The 19265-nt window shown below is 44.7% G+C and carries 14 protein-coding genes; 5 read left to right on the forward strand and 9 right to left on the reverse strand.

The window, feature by feature from the left end; translation table 11 throughout:
* Positions 1-343: 343 nt before the first annotated feature.
* Positions 344-817, reverse strand: coding sequence for an AP2 domain-containing protein (locus MZO41_RS13055; protein ID WP_003641111.1), 474 nt, complete (start codon positions 815-817; stop codon positions 344-346).
* A 505-nt stretch (positions 818-1322) separates the two neighbouring features.
* Between MZO41_RS13055 and MZO41_RS13060 the strand changes: the two genes are divergently transcribed.
* Positions 1323-2720 carry an amino acid permease gene (locus MZO41_RS13060; protein WP_003641110.1) on the forward strand — a complete coding sequence of 466 codons (1398 nt, stop codon included), beginning with the start codon at positions 1323-1325 and terminating at the stop codon, positions 2718-2720.
* A 150-nt stretch (positions 2721-2870) separates the two neighbouring features.
* A complete protein-coding gene (locus MZO41_RS13065; protein WP_003641109.1) occupies positions 2871-3173 on the forward strand; it encodes a hypothetical protein in 303 nt (100 codons plus the stop codon).
* Positions 3174-3290: 117 nt separating this feature from the next.
* Here MZO41_RS13065 and MZO41_RS13070 read toward each other — a convergent pair whose 3' ends face one another.
* Positions 3291-3710 (reverse strand): OsmC family protein, encoded by a 420-nt coding sequence (locus tag MZO41_RS13070; protein ID WP_003641108.1) that lies wholly within the window; start codon positions 3708-3710, stop codon positions 3291-3293.
* A gap of 119 nt (positions 3711-3829) precedes the next feature.
* On the opposite strand from MZO41_RS13070, the gene MZO41_RS13075 reads away from it, so the two are divergent.
* A complete protein-coding gene (locus MZO41_RS13075) occupies positions 3830-6271 on the forward strand; it encodes a Xaa-Pro dipeptidyl-peptidase (RefSeq protein ID WP_252129689.1) in 2442 nt (813 codons plus the stop codon).
* 164 nt (positions 6272-6435) lie between these two features.
* Here the strand turns inward: MZO41_RS13075 and MZO41_RS13080 are convergent, their stop codons facing one another.
* Both MZO41_RS13080 and MZO41_RS13085 read right to left on the reverse strand, forming a co-directional pair.
* The gene (locus tag MZO41_RS13080) at positions 6436-8418 is read right to left on the reverse strand and encodes an acyltransferase family protein (protein WP_003644006.1); all 1983 of its coding nucleotides are present in this window, start codon (positions 8416-8418) and stop codon (positions 6436-6438) included.
* Between the two features lie 421 nt (positions 8419-8839).
* Positions 8840-9829, reverse strand: a complete 990-nt coding sequence (locus MZO41_RS13085) for a biotin--[acetyl-CoA-carboxylase] ligase (protein ID WP_003644005.1) — start codon at positions 9827-9829, stop codon at positions 8840-8842.
* 454 nt (positions 9830-10283) lie between these two features.
* On the opposite strand from MZO41_RS13085, the gene MZO41_RS13090 reads away from it, so the two are divergent.
* Entirely contained in the window at positions 10284-11192 is a 909-nt protein-coding gene (locus tag MZO41_RS13090) for a proline-specific peptidase family protein (protein WP_003644004.1), read from the forward strand.
* A gap of 121 nt (positions 11193-11313) precedes the next feature.
* Here the strand turns inward: MZO41_RS13090 and MZO41_RS13095 are convergent, their stop codons facing one another.
* From MZO41_RS13095 to MZO41_RS13110, 4 genes are all read right to left on the reverse strand, one after another.
* The gene (locus MZO41_RS13095) at positions 11314-13074 is read right to left on the reverse strand and encodes a thiamine pyrophosphate-binding protein (RefSeq protein ID WP_024002948.1); all 1761 of its coding nucleotides are present in this window, start codon (positions 13072-13074) and stop codon (positions 11314-11316) included.
* A gap of 331 nt (positions 13075-13405) precedes the next feature.
* The gene (locus tag MZO41_RS13100) at positions 13406-14254 is read right to left on the reverse strand and encodes an FAD synthetase family protein (protein WP_003644002.1); all 849 of its coding nucleotides are present in this window, start codon (positions 14252-14254) and stop codon (positions 13406-13408) included.
* Positions 14255-14394: 140 nt separating this feature from the next.
* Positions 14395-16134, reverse strand: a complete 1740-nt coding sequence (gene spxB / locus MZO41_RS13105; protein WP_003641101.1) for a pyruvate oxidase — start codon at positions 16132-16134, stop codon at positions 14395-14397.
* Between the two features lie 619 nt (positions 16135-16753).
* A complete protein-coding gene (locus MZO41_RS13110; RefSeq protein ID WP_003644001.1) occupies positions 16754-18061 on the reverse strand; it encodes an NCS2 family permease in 1308 nt (435 codons plus the stop codon).
* Positions 18062-18340: 279 nt separating this feature from the next.
* On the opposite strand from MZO41_RS13110, the gene MZO41_RS13115 reads away from it, so the two are divergent.
* On the forward strand, positions 18341-18502 hold the full coding sequence (locus MZO41_RS13115) for a hypothetical protein (protein WP_003641099.1): 162 nt from the start codon (positions 18341-18343) through the stop codon (positions 18500-18502).
* A 214-nt stretch (positions 18503-18716) separates the two neighbouring features.
* On the opposite strand, the gene MZO41_RS13120 is transcribed toward MZO41_RS13115, so the two are convergent.
* On the reverse strand, positions 18717-19202 hold the full coding sequence (locus MZO41_RS13120) for a MarR family winged helix-turn-helix transcriptional regulator (protein ID WP_003641098.1): 486 nt from the start codon (positions 19200-19202) through the stop codon (positions 18717-18719).
* Positions 19203-19265: the final 63 nt, after the last annotated feature.

A 19265-nucleotide genomic window follows, 5' to 3' on the forward strand; every position in this document is an offset into this window, starting at 1 on the left:
TCGTGTAATGCTTATTCTATCAGAACTCCGACTGACTGTAACCTCTTCGCTTCAAAAGAAAGGTTAAATCAACCACTCAAATGGGCATTGATTACTCATCACTGCAAACCGCAACGGTATTGTCATCATTAAGCTTGATTAGTGCCGACTCAAAAAGTTGAGCAGCGGATTGCCAGTCCCGTTGTTCAACTCATTAAAATTTATCATCCATCCTCATCAGACTAAGCACACATTACGTCGAAGCCCTTCGACACTTAACCGACTTCAGTTCCTTCAAATATTATCCACAATATTAGCTAGCCTACAATTTGCTAGTGAATCCTAACGTGGGCATCCGACAGTTTCAGTTATCAGATGACGTTAAATATTGCTGTTCCATAGCGTGCCGGGCCCGAACCGCATCTTCAAAATGCGCAAAATGTTTGTTTAATATGTACGTTCCTTTGTAGTAGAAGTGCGCAACCCAGGAACCTGACTGTTTGTCATAGCTCACGCCCACGACCCCACTCGTGTTACGCTTCGACTTCTTGATTGAACTCACATCTGTATGGTGATCACGAATCTTCAAATTACGCGGGTCCCCCATATGCGAAACTGCTTGCGGATTATTAAAAATATTTTGCCGACTCTGTTCCACGGCTAGACAGCCACAACTACGCGTCTTGCCGTGCCGCAAAACGTAGGAATCCACCACGCACGTCCGGCCACACTGACACTGACAAAACCAGAGCGCATTACCATTCTTGGCCCGGCCCGCTCGGTGAACAGCTATTAAGCGTCCGAAGTGCTGACCGGTAATATCAATCGCCGCTCCCATCCTAATCCCACCATTCTAAAATTAAATTTCTATTGATAACAATATTATAAGCTTTGGCGAATCCAATTAACAGTTTAATGTATTATCCTTGTGTATTCTTTGACTACCGTTCGTTATAACAAAGTATCAACTTATAAATAACAATAGTAACAGCTACCCAACCGCATATTCAGACCCGTTTCTCTTCAGCTTAGCACCGTTACCGCCGGCTTAAGTGATGACTAGTAATTCGGCCATCACAACGCTTTTTAAATCCCCACCATGACTGGTTACGCGTTATCGTCATCAAATCTATTGTCAGCACGAACATTGCCTCGACAGTCGCAATGTCACCAGCTTCTATGATGATTAACCAGCTATCTTGCTCCGTATCCCATTGAGTTATTAATAATAAAAGGCTGATTCTAATTGACTTTTAATAATCAACCACGGTATCATATTGACATGACGATTTGTCGATAATGACAACTAACTGTTACAAATAACCAAAAAGGTGGTCCATGTTATGGGGATTTTCCAGCGCATTTTCCAAAAAGAAGATTTGGAGCGCTATTTACAAAAAGATAGTCATTTTGAACGAACCCTCTCCGCAGTCGATCTGATTGCACTTGGGATTGGTGCCGTCATTGGGACCGGGATTTTCATCCTACCCGGAACGGTTGCCGCAACAAAAGCGGGACCCGGGATTATTTTATCTTTCGTTTTGGCTGCCATTGTGTGTGCCGTCGCCGCAATGTGTTACGCCGAGTTTGCTTCGGTGCTCCCAATCGCCGGTTCCGCGTATTCATACGGAAACATTGTCTATGGCGAAATGATTGGTTGGATCATTGGTTGGGCTCTGGTACTCGAATACGTCCTAGCCGTTGCGACCGTTGCCGTTGGGTGGGCCGCGTACTTTAATTCATTCATTGCTGGTTTTGGCCTCAAGTTACCGAAAGCCATCACCGGTTCGTTTGACCCCGCCCACGGGACCTATATCAACGTGATCGCAATTCTGATTGTCTGTCTGATTGCTTGGATTATCGATACCGGCCTAAAAACGTCGATTCGATTAAACAATATTATTGTGGTCGTAAAATTAGCAATCATTGTGTTGTTCTTATTAGTCGGCTCATTTTATGTTAAACCAAGTAACTGGACACCCTTTGCCCCATTTGGTGGGACGGGAATCCTCAAGGGCGCCGCGGTCGTCTTCTTCGCTTACTTAGGATTTGATGCTGTGTCTTCGTCGGCAGCCGAGGTTAAAAATGCCAAGCGCAACATGCCGATTGGGATCATTGGGACCCTAGTCATCTGTACCATCTTCTACATTCTCGTTTCAGGAGTGCTGACCGGGATGGTTTCGTACAAACAGTTGAACGTTGACGATGCAGTGGCGTTCGCTTTACAACTCGTCCATCAAAACTTCGTTGCCGGTATTATCTCGATTGGTGCCCTCGCCGGCATGTTCACAATGATGGTTACGATGATCTACAGTAGCTCACGGCTATTATATTCAATCGGCCGTGACGGCTTACTCCCACGTTTCTTAGGTAAAATCGATAAGCACCACGCCCCTAAAAACGCCATGTTGACGGTTACAATCGTGATTTCAATTCTTGCTGGTCTCATTCCGTTAGACCAATTGGCAAACTTGGTTAATATCGGGACATTAATTGCCTTCGCCTTCGTTTCTTTTGGAATTTTGCTACTACGGCGTAATCCCAAGCTCAACGCGATCAAGGGCTTCCGCGTGCCACTTTACCCGGTTCTCCCAATTATTTCTGGCTTGCTGTGCCTGTTCATGATGACCCAGCTATCCATGGAAACTTGGCTGGCATCCCTAGTCTGGTTCCTCCTTGGTCTCATCATTTACTTTGGCTATGGCATTCGGCATAGTCGCATGAATAAAGCTGATGAGTAACAATCTAGATTTGTACTAACTAAAAGCGCCCATCTCAAGTGATCGATCAACTTGAGATGGGCGCTTTAACTATTGTCAGCCAGCTAACGATGACAACGATTACATTTTAAGGTATGATAATGATACTTAATTAAGGAGCGTGGTTTAATCATGTTAACACCTAAAACGATCCATGACGACCTTCATGAGCATCATACCCAGGTCGTTCAACTATTCAGTAAGCATCCCTGGCTCATTCCCGCCACAACCTTATTACACATTATTCCAGTTGTCGTCGGCATCAACGGCTTTTGGAAATCGCGAGCACTAAGCAAGCAGCTCAAAATCGAACGCGAAAAAACGAAGCAACTTGCCCTACAACAGGTCGATAAAGTTCAGTCAGCGGTTACTAATCATCACTGTCAGCACCCAAGCTTACGCCAACTTTTCAAGCAAATTCGCAGTCATCATTAACACCAACGTGGTTCGAATTGGCAGTTTTAATCGCTGCCAACTCGAACCACGTTTTAATCAATCCCCTGACATTTTTACAAACTACGATTAATGATTACTGCGGCCATATCACAACGGTTAAGCCAATTGAATCGTCACGTTAGCTGATGGCCCAACGAGCTTGGCAACGGGACAACGCGTTTCCGCAATCGCGAGCCACCGTGCTGCCGTTTCAGCATCCACTTCCGGAATCGTGACCCGAGCATCTAGGAAAAATTGGTACCCAAAACGGTCACGCGACATCTTCACCGTAGTCACGACTTTGCTCTGATGTGTCTGGCCGTGCTCCTTTTCGATTGCCTCCAGCGTCGCGTTAAGGCATGTACTGAGCGCCAATCCGATTAATTGTTCCGGATTCGAGCCCGGCACCGCCTTAAGTGGACTAGATACGGCCACCTCAAGACCATTGGGAATATATGCGTGTCCTTCGATGCCGTCTTCATTAACTGCTTGGGTCGTATATAAAATTGGAAAATCACTCAATCTTAGTTCCTCCATTCGATAGTTCACTTTGCAATTAACCTACCACAACATTATAAACTTGTCAGTAAGAAGCATTGGTTCTCGACTAATTAGCGGTATAATATTTCTAATAATACTTAATGGGGAATTTACTTATGAAAAATAATCAATTTGCAATCGTCCCGACTGATTCGGAAACCGCGATTGCCGAACTTACGAAAATTCATTTTATTACGCCTGATATGGACGCCCTGACGACTGTTCCAGCCGTCTACCAGGCATTGCTAGCTAAAAGCTTACCAGAAGTCCACACGGCAAGCGGCTTGACCCACAAGTTTAATAACATCATGGCAACCAGCCAGCACACTTTATCAGAATGGCTCGCCGATGCAACTATCGTGAACAATCAAGTCTTTTATAATGTGGGACTTCAGTTACTGGGTTTTCTACCTGGTCAAGATTTTGAATTGGCCGATTCATTGCTGGCGATGCGCGATATTCACTTGCCAATGGTCGGTGATAGCGCCTTTGATCGTGAAGCCCTCTATTATGCTTGGTACCTATTATTAAATACACGTGGGAATAATGGACAAACCTTGATTGAATCACTCACGACCCGGGGTTACTTTGTACCATTTTACCAATTACCTAACGATCAAAAGCCACTCTTCTTCAATGGTAAGGCCCAAGCCGTCTTTGATACCAACGCGCTCATTCGTGACGTCGTCTACGTTGAAGCGCCTTTAGATACTGACCACGACGGCCAACGGGACCTGCTCAAAGTTGAAATCCTTCGGCCAGCTGAGACCGAAACCGGCTTAAAAGTTCCCGTTCTCTATACCGCTAGTCCTTATAATCAGGGCATCAACGACCAAGCTGGCGATGCTCAAATGCACAACGTAGACGTTCCCCTGACTGCAAAGGAACCGGACGAAAATACCTATGCGGATGTTGAGTTCCAGCCAACAACGGCGCAACTACCAGCCGCTCGAACCGCGACCACGACGACCGATACAGCAGAGGAGACTTTCAGCCGAGAAAAGTCCTACACGCTCAATGATTACTTTCTAGCGCGCGGTTTTGCTGTCGTCTATGCAGCTGGAATCGGTTCGATCGACTCGGATGGGCTAGCCCCTACCGGTGACGTTGATGAAACGACCTCAACAGTTGCAATTATTGAATGGTTGACTGGCAAACGCCAAGCCTTCACCAATCGTGATGGCAATATCGCTATCAAAGCTTGGTGGTGCAACGGCGCCGTTGCTATGACTGGCCGGTCTTACCTCGGTACCCTCGCAACTGCCGCTGCTACGACGGGCGTGGCTGGCCTTAAGACGATTATTTCCGAGGCCGCCATCTCAAGCTGGTACGACTATTATCGAGATAATGGCCTGGTTGTCGCTCCCGATACGTTCCAGGGCGAAGACACCGATGTTCTCGCCGCTGAGGTCTTCTCACGAAGCTTAAAAGCCGGTGACGCTCACCAGATCCAACCCGCGTTTGATCAGAAACTGGCAGAACTGACTGCCGACCAAGACCGAGCAAGCGGTAACTATAACCGTTTCTGGGATGAACGCAATTATCTCAAGAACGTTGACAAAATTAAGGCGGACATCATCATGGTTCACGGGCTCAACGACTGGAACGTTAAGCCCCGAAACGTAGCTAATTTATGGGATAAATTACAGGCAGTTCCCGTTACTAAAAAGCTCATTTTGCACCAGGGACAACATATTTATATCAATAACTTACAATCGCTCGATTTCACCGACATGATGAACTTGTGGCTAAGCCATAAATTATATGGTTTAGATAATCATGCGGAGACACTCTTGCCTAACGTCTTGGTACAAGACAACACGCAAGCCCAAACTTGGCACGGCTATGACAATTGGTGGCAAGACACAACCGACGCTTTAGATTTTAAGGTTCAGTACAAAGAATTAGTTCCTGCTGACCATACAGTTGACCAACGCGCCGCTCATTTTACTGATAAATTGCCTGACAAATTATTCGACCACTATAAGCATCATTTGGATAGTTGGCAGCGCGACCTCTTGCAAGAGGATAAGTTAAATCCGCTCTATGATCACCGCCTCTTGTTCAAGTCTTGGCAGGCACCTGAGGATCAATTATTAGTGGGTATTCCGCACGTTGCGGGCTCTGTCGCCGTTAATAAGAATTTCGGCATGTTGAGCTTTATGCTGATTGACTTCGGGGCCGCGCGCCGTTTGACTGTCAGCCCACAAATGCTGGCTGCAAAAGCGCTTGATCTAGGTTACCACTGGCGCGAAGATGATTTGAAGGGCTTCAAGTTAGCGGGTGAGACGCCGTTCAAGATGATTACTAAGGGGCATCTTAACTTACAGAACCGCCACCACCCATGGCACGCAGAAGCGATTCAGCCAAATGTCTTTTATGACTTTTCTGTGGATCTCCAACCGCTGTTCCACCACTTGCTGAAGGGGCATCAACTCGGACTAGTCATTTACGCAACTGATATGAAGATGACGATTCGTGGCAATCAAGACCTACAGTACTCACTTAACTTGAACGATATTCGCTTACACGTCCCAATGAAAAAAATAACAGACTAACTAATTATGGCCTACCAACTAACCACACAACCGTTAACTGGTGGGCCTTTTGTGTACCTTCAACTTAAACAGCCACTTATCATGACCAGGTCGGACACCACCACCTGTCCGGAACTAGCCAAAAAAAGTTCCAGCTTACCATCAACGTAAGCTGGAACTCATCTTTAATTGTTATTAACTTCGGCAATGCGGTTCGCAATCAAATTCGTTAACTGGCGATTACCAGTCGTATTTGGATGAACATTGTCATCTGCAAACCAACCACTTTGATTCTGCGCACGACCATGCCAATCGATAACATGCACGTTCGCATGCTTCTTAGCAGTCTTGGCAATTTGAGCATTGACCTGATTTTGCCAACTCTGTGTTGGGACGTGGGCCGTTACCCAGAAAATCTGACGATCCTTACCAATCAGTTTAACGACTTGTTCAGCTTGATCATCCGTAATTGTCCCGTTAGTCCCAATGTTCAATAGGACGTTATGGGCTAATTGCCCTTGCGACTTCAGCGAATTAATGATTCCAGGAACTTCCGTCACTTGACGACCAACGCGACCTTGAACCACCGTACCCGGGATAACATCTTGAAGATCGGAAGAAACATCCAGTAACACCGAATCCCCAATGGCTGTCAGATCCGTATTGGCCATCGCTAGAACAACTTGTGGCTTCAAATCGTATTCCTTTTCCACCTGCTTCTGCTTCGAGTTCAACTTCGCTTCAGCCTGCTTGGTCTGCATCTTTTCAGTCGCAACCTTCTTGCTTGAAGCAGCCGCTGCCTGGGCAGCTTTTTGCCGTTTGAGCGCCGCCGCATTCTTCTTATCAGCCGCTTTAGAGTTAGCTGCAATCGTCTTTTGTAATTCAGTCTTCTTGTTAGCTTCCGCTTTACTTGGCTGTTGAACGAAACCAACCGCCGTAATAACGAATAAGACCGTGGTCAAAGCGACAATCGCAGTGGTCACGCGGTTAAACTTCGGTTTGCGGAGGAAATCTTTGAAGTCGACCAATAACCGACTGTAATCATAGTGCCGCATTGGATTTTCAATAAACCGATAACTCAATTCCGTCACGATCAAAATTAAGGCAACTTCAATCAAACTATTGAGGAGTAAATGATCACCAATGTTTTTAACTTTAGTTTCGTAGAAAATCATCACTGGGAACTGGTAGAGATAGATCCCATAACTACGTTGCCCAACGTACTTAAACAACGGATTCGTCAAGACGCGATTGAGATGACTAGCCGGGTGGGCCACCGTTGCAACTAACACTGTTGATAGGACTGTGAATAGTAACATACCGCCACGATAAGTGAAATCAGATTGACCGGACATCTGGAAAAACATCCAAATAATTGCAATTAGCGAAGCACCGCCTAAGATATCCAGTGTCACTCGATTAACATTAGCGATATCCGCCGATAATTCCCGTGATGGCCAGATAAACGCAAGGCCAGAACCTAACAAGATTGCAAACATCCGCGTATCAGTTCCGTAGTACACCCGATTCGTATTCGCTGGATCATACAACATTGCCATGGTTATCGCTGAAATACCCGCAGCAATCATCATAAACCAGAAGACCCGTGAACGCTTCTTGAAGATGACCATCAAGATACCAATCACTAATGGCCAGAATAAGTAATATTGTCCTTCAATTGAGAGCGACCACAAATGAGTGAACGGTGATTCACCATTGAAACGGTCAAAATAACTTTGACCGTGATTGATTTCAAACCAATTATAGACGTAGACTAAATTCGTTAATACGGTAGCCCGAATGTTCGTCAATAATGACCGTTGAAACAGCGTAATGTAGGCTGTTGTCCCTAACAACATCGTCACGAATGCTGGATATAGCCGCCGCATCCGGTGTCCGAGAAACCGCCATATCCGGACATGCCCCCGACTCAAAATATCTTGTAATAAAATATCCGTAATCAAATAACCTGAAACGACGAAGAAGATCGGAACTCCCAAGTAACCTCCTTGTAGTGAGGCCGGCATCAAGTGATAGATGATGACACCCAGCACCGCCAATGTCCGGATACCATCAAATCCGGTGATATAACGTCTTGGATTCATCCGGTGTCGATTCATCCGACTCATTGTTCGGCTCATATTTACGCTCCGCAAATTTTCATTCATATTCCTATTACCCCTTGAATTGTCTCTACAAATATTAACTAACCCACCAGTGCTTCGGTACCTTTACTATAATATGTAAATGACCGCATTGACCAGCATTATTTAAACTTCATTAATTATTTTTATTAACCACTTTATTCATTATGCTGATTAAACACATATAACCCCGAACTTAATTACAATATAAATAAATCAAACGTGAGTCTATTAATCCATCCGTTATCATTCCTATGTTATCAACAATTTAAGGTTGATTCGACGTACCAAACAGCTCAATTAATCAAATTGAAATTGATTAGCACTACTTGTGACTAACTTCTACTATACAACAGTATGAACCAGTAAAACATTGAATCAGAAATCATTTTAAAAGATTGACGCGATTCGTTCGGTAACTTGATAAATTGATTTTACAAACTTGCTAGCCATGATAACCACCGGACAAGAGGTTCACCTTAGTAATCTCACCAGAACTAAAATGACGGCTCTGACCAGTCTCTAATTTGACGACTAACGCCCCGTGTGCATCAATATCCGTGACGACTCCACGATACTTTTGCGTTCCGCTCTTCAACTCGACCTGTTGATCGATCACCATGGAGAGTTTCCGATAAGCGTCCATGAAAGTCCCACTACGATAAGTCCCATAGCTATTGAAAAAGCGCCGCAGTAGCTCACAAATCACTTGATTGCGCGTCACACCATTTGGATTGGCAACGACTGCGCCCGCTTTGTGCGCTAGTAGCGCTGGAAAAGCTGTCGTTGTTAAGTTAATGCCAATTCCAATAATGACTGCTGAAATTTGCCCCGTTTCGAGACTAGTGATGCCTTCTGATAAGATACCAACCACCTTGTGATGATTGACTAACACATCATTGACCCACTTTAATGAAACGTCAACCGCAAACAGCTGTTGCAGCGTCTGAGCAACGACTACCGCAGTACTCGTTGTCAACAAACCAGCGTCTAACGCCTTCTGGTCACTGAGTGGTAACCCAATGCTCATGTAAATTCCAGTCTGTGCTGGCGAATAAAATGCCCGCCCCGACCGACCGTAACCAGCAGTTTGCGTATCCGCAACCACGATTTTCGGAAGTGCTAAAGGCGTCTGCGTGACTAACCGCCGTAAATAGGCATTCGTTGAATCAACCGTTGGTAGCACGGTCAAATCAAACGGTGGTAACGCTGTAAGCGCGTATTCAATCACCGGCGCACTCAATTGATTATTGGCCACATACCGATAACCTCGCCCATGCCGGCTCTCAATAGTATGGCCCGCCGCTTGCAATCCTTGCACTAATTTCCAAATAGCCGTTCGACTGATTGCAAGTCGTTGTGCCAACCAGTCACCCGAACAGTACGCGGGCGCCGCTTGGATTAACAAGCGTAAAACTGCGACTTGATTTGCCATATCAATCTCACCCATCTCTAATTAGTTAACCCATTATTTCATATTGGTTAACTAACCGCAATTGAATTTAAAGAATGTAATATTACATCTTTCTGTGCTGAGCAGTTTACTTATTATCGCTGAAAATGTAACCGCTCGTCAAATCAATTGTGTACAATCGGTCACAATACGACTGAAACTTGGTCTATCAGTCGTACCGACCAGCATAATAACTAGTATAAACCAAATTCAGACTAAACGGCCCGTTCTAATTATTATTTTTATATCGTTTCGACCGAAGTCCCCTCCCATACTCAGCTACTATGACGTTAACGTACTGATTCAGTTAATTAGTGAACACGACCTTACCAATTATCTACTTAATGCAATTCTTTATGATTGCCTAGTCTCTTTGACCCTGCTTAGTTAACAGTGGTAAGATAACAATTAAAATATGAAGAAATTAGGTGATCATTTGAAACAAGGAACGACAATCATCACGCTGGATAATGGCTACCATTTATGGACGAATACTCAGGGCAAAGGCGACATTCAATTATTATGTCTACACGGTGGCCCTGGTGGCAATCACGAATATTGGGAAAACTTTGGTGAGGAACTGGCAGATTTAGGCGTCCAAGTTTCAATGTACGACCAATTAGGATCCTGGTATTCGGATCAACCCGACTACTCAGATCCTGAAATTGCTAAGAAATATCTCACCTACGACTACTTCTTAGATGAAGTTGAAGAAGTCCGACAAAAACTAGGACTCGATAACTTCTACTTGATTGGTCAGTCTTGGGGCGGTGCCCTCACAATGATGTACGCGCTCAAGTATGGTCAACACTTAAAAGGCGCCATTATTTCAAGTATGGTCGATAACATTGAGGAATACGTTGTCAACGTTAACAAGTGTCGTGAAGAAGCCCTACCGGCTGACGCTGTTGCTTACATGAAGCAAAAGGAAGCGGAAGGCAACTGGAATGATCCCCAATATCAGAAGTACGTGGACGTTCTGAACGCTGGCTATGTTGACCGCAAACAACCCACTTCAATTCGCCATTTGATCAACACCACTGCCACTCCTGTATACAACGCCTTTCAAGGTGATAATGAATTCGTTATCACTGGGAAGTTAAAGGAATGGGATATTCGCGATCAGATTCACAACATTAAAGTGCCGACCCTGTTAACTTTCGGTGAACACGAAACAATGCCATTAGCTTCGGCCCGCCGCATGGCTCGTGATATTCCTAACTCACGCTTAGTAACGACGCCAAATGGTGGTCATCACCACATGATCGACAACGCCCCCGTCTACTTTGACCATTTGAAACAATTCATTCGTGACGTGGAAGATGGCAGCTTTAATCAAAAATAAATCCTAACTGAACAATTAAGAAGCCGCCAGTATCAGGTCATACCCGATACTGGCGGCTTTTTAATAATATTAGGTTAACTGAAGCTTTGCCCAGTGGTCTAACTAGCCCTTCAGGCTTTAACTATAGCTGATCACCCTGTGCTCGTAGTAAGGCGCCTAATGATGGCTGTTCCTTAATATCAATGTGGTTGGCTTTGGCATAAGCGTCAACTTCTGCTTGACCATATAATTCAGGATCTAGTGGCATGTAAGCTGTGCCAATTGGATCATCATTCTTGATGACCGCGTTCACAACGATTGGCCGCTTGTTGCCCTTCGCTTGGAGCGCCTTGATTTGGTCAAAGACGGTTTCGACCTCTTGATTATTTTGAACAGTAAAACCAATCCCACCAAGGCCATCTGCAACTTTGGCCCAGTCGGCATCCGTTAGATCAACACCATACAAGTGTTGCTTCGTATCAACTTGCTCACGATAGATGAAACCAAACCGTTGATTACTGAAAATCACGTTAATAACGGGCAAGCCGTAACGTGCTTCCGTGATAATATCTGGCGCTACCATCGCAAAGCCACCATCGCCTGAGAAACTCCACGCTTGGCTGTCTGGAACACTTAAGGCACCAGCCATCCCAGCAGGTAGTCCAAATCCCATGGTTGCGAAGAGGCCAGATAAGGCAAAGCGTTGCTCCTGATCCATTGGGAGCCCCCGGACAGCCCATTCGGAGACGTTACCGGTGTCGACCCCGTAGGTATCACGAGGGCCGACCATACTAGCAACTTTGTGCATGACCGCTTCCGGCGCTAGTCCATCATGGTCGTCAGCAGCCAATTGTTGGAGCCACTTATCCCAATTACGTTTATTTTGCCGGTTAGTCGTTAACCACGCTGTTTCAGGTAACGTTTCGCCAGTTGCAATCATCGCTTGCAAATAAGCTTGGGCGTCACTGATGACGGCGTAATCGATTGGGACCATCTTGCCGATATCAAAACTGTTATTGTTGACCTGAATAATCTTAATCCCCTTAGGCCAAAAACTAGCAAATGGAAATTCAGATCCCAGGAACAAAATCAAATCAGCGTGTTGGAGTGCTTCGAACCCCGATTTGGAACCCAACCGGCCAAACGTGCCAATTGCATTCGGGTGGCTCGTTGGAATAACCCCCGTCGCCGGGACCGTATTCATGACTGGAATATTGAATTGTTCACTAAACTTGACCAGGTCTGCCTTAGCACCAAGAAGACCCCGACCAGCGTAAACTAATGGATGCTTAGCTGCTTTTAGCATCTTTAACGTTGCCGTAATGGCCTGAGGATCGACCCGTTGTTCAAACGTATCTGAAACGGTGTTAGGCGTCGATACCGGCTGATAATCGATTTCTTCCGCTGAGAGATTTTCAGGAATGATAACGACTGCCGGTCCCTTTTGCCGGTATGCTTCACGAATCGCTTGGTTAATGACATATGGTAATTGTCCGGCCGTCGTGACAGTGCGGTTATATACCGCCACGTCACTAAACATTGGGGTCTCATCCATTTCTTGGAAGTAATTCGTGTTCATCGTCGCTTGTGGTACCTGTCCGACAAGTGCTAATACAGGAACGTGATCCATCTTGGCATCATACAAACCGTTGAATAAGTGCGTTGCACCAGGACCCGCAGAACCAAATGAAACGCCGATTTTGCCCGTAAACTTGGCATCTGCCGAGGCTGCTAAGGCCCCCACTTCTTCATGCCGTACTTGAATATAATCAATATCGGCCTTTTCAAGGTACAAACCTTCAACGGTATGATTGATTGAACCGCCGGGAATCCCGTAGATGTGGTCCACACCCCACGCCTCTAAAACCTTAACTAAAGCTTGTCCTGCAATCATCTTTGTCATCACTATTCATCCCTTCGACTTAGAACCAATTTGTCTGCTTGGTTCAATTCATTTAACAAACGTATTATAAATCGCTTTCAATTATAAATGCAATTAATATGCTTACTTTTCGTAAGTGAAATTACAAGTACACAAAACGGGGCACCATTCAGCGCCAATTTTGTGTTTATCCGATTATTTCATGTGAAACTATCTATGGACTAGAAAAATAGGATCAAGCACACACCCGATACTCAGTTTTATCAAATATCGCTAACGGTCTAGCACGAATAACTTACCGACTTAACGACAATCAAAAACCACCCCATCAAACAGATCAGGGTGGTCTACATTAAGCTTTACTATATTGTGATTGTTGATGCTGGGCTGAGACAGAACTGACCACTTGCAAAGCACGCTGCTGCCACTGAACGTCCACATCTAATACCGTGGTTTCCGGTGGCAACTGGTATGGCGAAATAATTTTTAATGTCGTGGTGACTCGCAGAATGACTGCCTGTCGATAATTAGCGCTAACTAACCAACAACGATAATCACCGGCCGCTGGTAACTGCTGTTGCCGATTTGCAAGTTGGATCGTTCTAGTCAACGGATCGAATGTCGCCTGTGTCGCGTAAGTGTACCCCAATAAATCATTAGCTTGTTCAATCTGCCCCCGAGCAATCAGCCCCCGGATCCGAGTAGAACTGACTTTAAGCTGCTGATTAGCCAAGCGATCCACCGTGACCGTTTCAAAGTACGGGGCGCCCAATTCCGCGAGTTCGCGCATCCCATTTGCGCCACCCTGCCCGAACGTATAGTCAAACCCCGCCACAACAACTTGCGCATTCAACCCGACAAGGTAATCCTTAATAAACGCAGTCGGTGTCAAGCCAGCAAATTGGTGGTTAAAATCCGTAATATATAGTCGGTCCACCTGTAGCGCCGCCATATGTTGGCTTTTTTGCGCGACGGTATTCAGATACCGAAAAGTGGTCTGGGACTTAAACAGTTGTGACGCGTGTCGATTGAACGTCATCACAGCGAGTGGTAAATCACGCTGCTTCGCAATTCGTTTCGCTGTTTGAATCACGCGTTGGTGGCCCTGATGCACACCATCAAAGAAACCTAAAGCTAATACCAGTGGCGGTTGTGGTGCCAGCATCTTTAATCGATGGGCATCTAAATTGATTACTTGCATCTGTGCGACCTCCCGAACGTTCACGTAGTGTTCTCTACAGCTTGGTATGTTGTCACCGCCACAATGGCAAGCGACACTTAATACTATGTACCAAAAGAGCCGCGATAATCGCGTCCTCTTTCGTTAATTATCTATCCAAATTAGTTTGTTTGAGCTTGTTTTAAGAAGTAGCTGAACGGCTTCAACGCTTGAGCATCATACTTCTTGACAAATTCAGCAATCTTGTCTTTATCTTGCCATGCGTCATCGAGATACATATGTTCCGTTGTAAATGGCATTGCATGCGTTAACTTCACATCAATGACAACTGGCTTATCCGTCTTCTTAGCGTCTTCAAGGGCTTGCTTGAATTCAGCCTTGGTCCGAACGGTATAACCAACGGCACCATAGCCTTCGCCAACCTTGGCCCAATCAGTATCTGGCAAATCGACACCAGAGAGTGGTTGATGGCTATCATCAGTCTGTTCAGCTTCAATAAAGCCTAAGGTCTCATTACTGAAGACAATGTTGATAATGTGCAAGTTATACTTAACTTGTGCCAAGATTTCTTCTGACAGCATTGCGAAAGCTCCGTCACCGCTCAAACTGTAGACGTCCCGATCTGGGTAGTTGACTTTAGCAGCCAGTGCAGCAGGAACCCCAAAGCCCATTGTTGCATAAATCCCAGAAGTTGCCCATTTCTGGTCATCGTGCATTCGGATCAAGCGTTCAAAGTTAATATTAACATTGCCGACATCGATAGCCCAAACAGCTTTGTCACTAGCTTCTTGGTTCAAGACATCAAAGATTGGTTCGGGGCGAACTGGTGATTCAGTGCTATCGTTGAAGCTGGCTTGCCATTTGTCCCAGTTCTTTTTATCAGCAACCGCAGCGTCATAAAAGGCTGAATCATCGCGCGCTTCACCAGCTGCATTGATCGCCGCTAAAGCTTTTTTCGCATCCGCCTGAATAGCAACGTTCGTATGGTGGCGCTTACCAAATTTTTCACTATCAATATCGATTTGAATGACCTTAGCCTTCTTATTAAATAAGAAGATACTAAATGGGACATTGTTACCGACCCAGAGGATTAGATCCGTACTAAAGCCAATCTCGGCACCCGGCTTAGGTGCGACTCGTCCCGTGGAACCTAAGTAAGCGGGATAATCGTCTTCAATGATCCCCTTCGCTAATACTGAAGAGACAAGTGGCATCTTAAACTTTTCAGAAGCAGCTTTTAATTCTTCAGCCGCGTCCTTAGCGCCAACGCCAAAGTAAATCATTGGTGACTTAGCAGCTTTGATTAATTTAACCGCATCAGCAACTGATTCAGCGGTTGGTGCAGGATAGTTAACAGTGTGCACGCTAGCGTTCGTTTCAAAGTTGTCTTCAATTTCAGCCCAACCAAAGTCCTTAGGGATCGTTAAGACAGCTACACCATTGTGGGCATACGCTTGACGAATGGCTTCATCAGTCATCATCGGTAAACTCTCAGCAGTCATCGCAGTCCGATTCCAAACAGCCACATCGTCAAAAATCGGTTCTTCATTCATTGCTTGGAAGAAGTCCATGTTCATCCGCTTAGTAGGAACTTGTGCAACGATTGCTAACATTGGAATACCATCTTCCTTAGCATCGTACAATCCGTTCAGTAAGTGGACAGCACCAGGGCCAGCGGAACCAAAGCAGACGCCGATCTTTCCAGTTAGCTTATAATCAGCGGAAGCGGCAATCGCACCAGCTTCTTCGTGACGTACTTGGATGTACTTCAACGTTTCCCGTTGATTATAGATGGCGTTCATCGTTGAATCGAACGACCCACCGGGCAAACCATAAATATGTTTTACGCCCCACTTCTGAATTACTTTTAATACGGCATCTGAACCACTAATTTTAGCCATTAGTAATGTCCTCCTCTGATATATTTTAATTATCAACTTTACGACTTTATTGTAATCACGATTTTTTAAAATGTAAACGCTTTTATCGATAGATTTTATCTATCATTAGAAATTTTGCGAAACTTTCTATGGTTTACAAGCGTTAACGACGGGCTTTGGAGCGTTTTTAATTTTTTAAAAAAAAACGTATTTTTTTGTATTTTTATATTTTGTATTATTTTCGACACCGGTATACCACCTTAACCACCGTACTAATTGTGTATTTGTCTTATTAAATCGAATTGGTACGGGTACATCCCCACTCGTTACGCTTGCCCCGCTTAGCAAATCTCGGCCGATTGACTGCTCATGAGCTAGTTTCAAGATAGTTTTTGATGACGGCGCTTACATTTCAATGTTTATCCTAACTTTCTGATTGCTTCACCTCCCCCTTCTATCACTTGAATGACTCTAGTATAGTCACCTCCAAAGCAAACCAACTTGACGCTCATCAAGTTTTAGCCTATTTCGCGTCAAAAAAAAGACTACCAACGTCATGTGCGTCAGTAGTCCGTTTAGAATTAAGTCATTTAAATTATCTGTAACTAGCCAATAACGTCGAGCTGACCACCTTTAACTGTCAGACATTTAATATCCACAAGAAGATAATGAAGATGAAGAACAGCACGTACATTAATGGATGAACTTCCTTGGCATGCTTAGTTGCGACCATCGTAATGACGTATGCAATGAAGCCTAAAGCAATCCCATCAGAAATACTATAAGTCAACGGCATCCCGATAACAGTTAGAAATGCGGGTACGGCAATTTCAAACCGTTCCCAACTGATCTGTTTTAAAGATTCTGCCATCAACACACCCACAATAATCAATGCAGGTGCAGTAACTTGATCCGTCACGACGTTTAATAACGGTGAGAAAAATAATCCAAGAATGAATAGCGCACCTGTAACAACTGCACTCATCCCAGAGCGACCACCGACCGCAATTCCGGCCGAAGATTCAACATAAGCTGAAGTTGGTGAGGTTCCCAACACTGACCCAACTAACATCGAAGTTGAATCGGCCATCAACGCTTTACCAACCCGCGGCATTTTATTATTTTTCATGAATCCAGCCTGTTCTGCCAATCCAACTAGCGTTCCGGCCGTATCGAAGAATGTCACTAATAAGAACGTCAAAACAACAATAATCAATTGTAACGAATTAATATCACCAATATGACCAAGCGCCACACCAAACGTTGGTTTCAACGAAGGTGCTGCCGAAACAATTGTGGATGGCATCTTAATCAAGCCAGTTGCTAGCCCTAAAATGGAGGTTAAAACCATCCCGATAAAAATCCCACCGGGAACTTTGCGACTCATCAAAATCAACGTGACGATCAATCCAAAAATAGTTAACCAGGTCGTTCCAACTGTCAATGATCCCAGACCAACAACCGTTGATTTGTTGGCAACAATTAAGCCACCACCATGAAGACCAATAAAAGCAATGAAGAACCCGATCCCCGCCGAAATTGCTAACTTCATATCCCGCGGAATCGCATCAATAATCATTTCCCGGAGCTTAAAAATCGTAATCAAGATAAAAATCACGGCTGCAACGAACACCCCAGCCAGAGCAGTTTGCCATTTAATGCCCATTCCGATAACTACGGAATAAGTAAAGAACGCGTTAACGCCTAATCCTGGTGCAATTGCTATCGGGTACTTAGCAACTAACCCCATCAATAAACAGCCTAACGCTGACGCTAAGGCCGTCGCGGTGAAGACGGCGCCCTTATCCATCCCCGAAGCCCCGAGGACGCTCGGATTAACAAATAGGATGTATGCCATCGAAACAAACGTGGTCAAGCCAGCCAGCACTTCGGTTCGCATTGACGTTTTCAATTCTGAAAAATTAAAATATGCCGCAATTTTATTCATGATTCCCTCCAAATATTCGCCTAAATTACAATTGCACAATTGTAAACGTTCGTGTTTTAGCGTTCTTTTAACGTATTTAATCGTATCATTTTGTTTATTTAAAAGCAATAACCGAACGCTAAATAATTTTGAATCTATTTAATTGCGATTTTCAATTTTAATGAGCCTGCGGTAGAATGAAATTGATAAAGCGTGTTCATTGCCTTAAAACCGCTCTTGGTCCTCACGACCCTCAGGCAAACAACGCGTCACGATTCTCCATACAAAGGTGTGATTTAAATGGCTGGTTCCAAAATTACGGCAATCTTCTTTTTAATCCTCTACGCCGTCCTACTCTACTTGGTCTTCACAATGCAGAACATGTTAGCCATGTACTTAATGGCTATTGGGATGTTTCTTGAAGCTTGCGAAGGGGTTTACCATAACTTCTTCAAGCATTGAGCGCTACACGTATCACAGTGAAGCAAGTACGCCCATTTGAGTGCTTACTTTCTATGAAACGACCCTACTTTAGTACAAGTGTTTTTATTCAATGGGTATTCGTAACAAAACAGACTTCTTAAGAATTGTGACAATTCCTAAGAAGTCTGTTTTTGACTAGCGACCAAAATAGTTGCTCATCAATACTAATTTAGTGGTTAGTCCCATGTACATCCTAGTGTAGAACGGGGTGTGACTGTGGCTCACCGAGGTCCGTGACCTGCTGGCTAAAGGTCCCCATCATCTTGAGCACTTGATCAATCTGTGGTGCGCCCAACTGGTTGACCCAGTGATCAAAGTGCTGGGTAATGGCTTGGTCGACAATCCGTTCGACTTGTTGTCCCCGTTCTGTTAAATGTAAGTAGAGCCGCCGCCGATCACGCGGATCTGGCACCTGAAAAACATAGTGTTGCATTAACAATGATTTGACTTGCCGTGAAATCGCGCTTCGCGTTACTTGTCGCTGAATTGCAATATCATTGAGTGTCACTTCATCAGTCGTGGCAATGCGCCGCAATATTAAAAATTGTTCAAATGACAGTTTATTTTGACTTAAAGGCCAAGCCACTAAGTCCATCATAATTTTGGTTGTATTTTGATATGCTTCAAAATAATCATTGAGAAGTTTGCTTAATTCGTCACTGTTCATCGCGATCACCATCACTTCATTAACTTTTGACCAAATATAACACGCCTTTAACTGTTTTGCATGAAATTACCCGTA

This window comes from Lactiplantibacillus sp. C232, from assembly GCF_023806725.1.
Lineage (GTDB): Bacteria > Bacillota > Bacilli > Lactobacillales > Lactobacillaceae > Lactiplantibacillus > Lactiplantibacillus plantarum.

What these genes read in the sequence shown, in the direction of transcription:
- MZO41_RS13100 (WP_003644002.1), bottom strand. Translation starts at nt 14,254, where the DNA reads ATGCAAGTAATCAATTTAGATGCCCATCGATTAAAGATGCTGGCACCA.
- MZO41_RS13110 (WP_003644001.1), bottom strand. Translation starts at nt 18,061, where the DNA reads ATGAATAAAATTGCGGCATATTTTAATTTTTCAGAATTGAAAACGTCA.
- spxB (WP_003641101.1), bottom strand. Translation starts at nt 16,134, where the DNA reads ATGGCTAAAATTAGTGGTTCAGATGCCGTATTAAAAGTAATTCAGAAG.
- MZO41_RS13055 (WP_003641111.1), bottom strand. Translation starts at nt 817, where the DNA reads ATGGGAGCGGCGATTGATATTACCGGTCAGCACTTCGGACGCTTAATA.
- MZO41_RS13085 (WP_003644005.1), bottom strand. Translation starts at nt 9,829, where the DNA reads ATGGCAAATCAAGTCGCAGTTTTACGCTTGTTAATCCAAGCGGCGCCC.
- MZO41_RS13120 (WP_003641098.1), bottom strand. Translation starts at nt 19,202, where the DNA reads ATGGTGATCGCGATGAACAGTGACGAATTAAGCAAACTTCTCAATGAT.
- MZO41_RS13115 (WP_003641099.1), top strand. Translation starts at nt 18,341, where the DNA reads ATGGCTGGTTCCAAAATTACGGCAATCTTCTTTTTAATCCTCTACGCC.
- MZO41_RS13080 (WP_003644006.1), bottom strand. Translation starts at nt 8,418, where the DNA reads ATGAATGAAAATTTGCGGAGCGTAAATATGAGCCGAACAATGAGTCGG.
- MZO41_RS13070 (WP_003641108.1), bottom strand. Translation starts at nt 3,710, where the DNA reads ATGGAGGAACTAAGATTGAGTGATTTTCCAATTTTATATACGACCCAA.
- MZO41_RS13060 (WP_003641110.1), top strand. Translation starts at nt 1,323, where the DNA reads ATGGGGATTTTCCAGCGCATTTTCCAAAAAGAAGATTTGGAGCGCTAT.
- MZO41_RS13065 (WP_003641109.1), top strand. Translation starts at nt 2,871, where the DNA reads ATGTTAACACCTAAAACGATCCATGACGACCTTCATGAGCATCATACC.
- MZO41_RS13075 (WP_252129689.1), top strand. Translation starts at nt 3,830, where the DNA reads ATGAAAAATAATCAATTTGCAATCGTCCCGACTGATTCGGAAACCGCG.
- MZO41_RS13095 (WP_024002948.1), bottom strand. Translation starts at nt 13,074, where the DNA reads ATGACAAAGATGATTGCAGGACAAGCTTTAGTTAAGGTTTTAGAGGCG.